This window comes from Streptomyces spongiae (assembly GCF_009377185.1).
GTDB classification, from domain to species: Bacteria; Actinomycetota; Actinomycetes; order Streptomycetales; family Streptomycetaceae; genus Streptomyces; species Streptomyces spongiae.
In genome coordinates, this window is sequence record NZ_VJZC01000950.1 from 1 (window position 1) to 2,253 (window position 2,253).

General features: G+C 72.2%; 3 protein-coding genes. All 3 read left to right on the forward strand.

Annotation, left to right across the window (positions count from 1 at the left end):
* The coding region (locus FNH08_RS49045; protein WP_152778407.1) for an ArsR family transcriptional regulator at positions 1-628 on the forward strand (628 nt) is incomplete at its 5' end.
* A gap of 46 nt (positions 629-674) precedes the next feature.
* Entirely contained in the window at positions 675-1,184 is a 510-nt protein-coding gene (locus FNH08_RS49050) for a glutathione peroxidase (RefSeq protein ID WP_152778409.1), read from the forward strand.
* Positions 1,185-1,288: 104 nt separating this feature from the next.
* Entirely contained in the window at positions 1,289-2,194 is a 906-nt protein-coding gene (locus FNH08_RS49055) for a MerR family transcriptional regulator (protein WP_152778410.1), read from the forward strand.
* Positions 2,195-2,253: the final 59 nt, after the last annotated feature.

The following is a 2,253-nucleotide window of genomic DNA, read 5'->3' on the forward strand; positions in this document are numbered from 1 at the left end:
CCCCCTCCCCGGCCGCCTCCGACGCGACGACCTCCCCCAACGCGCCGCCGAACTCCTGCAGTTCGTGTGGGAGGAGACCGTACGGCCGTACTGGGAGCGGCGTCGGCGCGTACTCGAGGCCGATGTCCTCGCCCGGACCGCGCAGTTGGGCCAGGGCGGATGGAGCACGGTGCTCGACGCGCTGCGGCCGGGCATGCGGTGGCTGGGCGGGGACCGTCTCCAGGTGAACCTGCACGAGTACCCGCCGCGTGAGATCTCCGGCGCCGAGCTGCTCTTCGTGCCGGTCACCGCGCAGCGGCACGGTTGGGTGTCGTGGGACGAGGGCGAGCGGTACGCCGTCGTCTACCCGTGTGCGGGGGTGCTCACCGAGGAGCCGGTCACGTCGTCCGTACCCGCCGCACTCGGCGCGCTCCTCGGCGACGCGCGGGCCCGGGTGCTCGTGCTGCTGGACTCCCCCATGAGTACGACCCAGTTGGTGGCCCTCACCGGGCAGGGGCTCGGGTCCGTCGGGCGGCATCTGCGGGTGCTGCTGGACGCGCGGCTGGTGCGCAGGCGGCGGGCCGGGCGGTCGGTGCTGTACTACCGGACCGCGGCGGGTGAGGTGCTCGTCACAGCGCAGCGGGGTTGAGGTGGCCCACCGTCGGCGGGACACCTGCCGGAGTTAGCATCCGCTCATGACTGCTGACAACACTGCTGGGAACTCCGTACTCGATGTTCAGATCGGTGCGTTGCAGGGCGGCTCCGCCGACCTGGCGCAGTACCACGGCAAGGCCGTCCTTGTCGTGAACGTGGCCTCCAAGTGCGGGCTGACCCCGCAGTACGCGGGCCTGGAGCGGCTGCACGAGCAGTACGCCGCCCAGGGCTTCACCGTGCTCGGGGTGCCGTGCAACCAGTTCCTCGGGCAGGAGCCGGGGACGTCGGAGGAGATCGCGGAGTTCTGCTCGGCGACGTACGGCGTGACCTTCCCGATGACCGAGAAGGCCGAGGTGAACGGCGAGGGACGGCACCCGCTGTACACCCGGCTGGTGGACCACGCCGACGCCGAGGGCCACACCGGTGACATCCGGTGGAACTTCGAGAAGTTCCTGATCGGCCGCGACGGCACGGTCATCGCCCGCTTCTCACCGCAGACCGAGCCGGAGGCGGCGGAGGTCGTGGCGGCGGTGGAGAAGGCCATCGGTTGATCGGTTGACCTTCCCCTTGGGGCAAGGTGCAGCGTCCCTGTCGCCGGGCGATTGGCCGCCCGGCGACGGAGGACGGCGTGGTGGACCTGGAGGACGGCGACGCGATGGACGTGGTGGACGGGGAACCACCGACGGGGAGACCGGGGGCCGGGGATCGGGTAGCCGGCGACCTGTTGACCATCGGCGCGTTCGCCGCGCGGACGCGGCTGTCGGCGAAGGCCCTGCGGCTGTACGACCGGCAGGGACTGCTCACGCCGGCGTACGTCGACGACGTGAGCGGTTACCGCTACTACCGTGCCGACCAGGCCGAACGTGCCCGTCTCGTGGCCCTGCTCCGCCAGCTCGACATGCCGCTCGCGCGGATCGCCGAGGTCGTCGAGCTGGAGGGGGAACGGGCCGCGGACCGGGTCGCCGCGTACTGGGCGGCCGTGGAGGCGCGGCTGGCCGGACAGCGGGCGCTCGTGGACTACCTCCGTGCACACCTTTCCGGGAGGAGTTCCGAGTTGTACGGGAAGTTCGAGATCGAGACGGTGGACGTGCCCGAGCAGTGGGTGCTCACACAGCGGCGGCACGTGCTGGCCGACGAGCTGCCCACCTGGATCGGGGCATCGCTGGGGCGGCTGGAGGAGGCTGCCCGGGAGTGCGGCGGCATCACCGGGGCGCCGTTCGTCGTGTACTACTCCGAGGTCTCCCTGGAGAGCGACGGGCCCGCGGAGGCGTGCGTGCCGGTCGCCGACGAGGTCGCCGCGCGGGCCTGGGCGGGTGGTCAGGGGCGGGCCTGGGAGACGCAGGCTCGCCGTGAGCCCGCGCGGCGGCTGGTCTACACGCGCATCAGCAAGGCGCAGGTCGCCAATCCGCAGATCCACGCGGCGTTCGACGCGGTGGGGGCGTGGATCGCGCGGGAGGGCGGTCTGGAGGTCGCGGGGCCGTGCCGTGAGGTGTACTTCGCCGACTGGGACGCGGCCGGGCCCGAGGACCCGGTGTGTGACGTGGCGTTCCCGGTGAGATGAGGGTCACGGCCGGTGGGGGTACACCGGGTTTTTCCTCGCCCCCGCCGCCCCTACCCGTC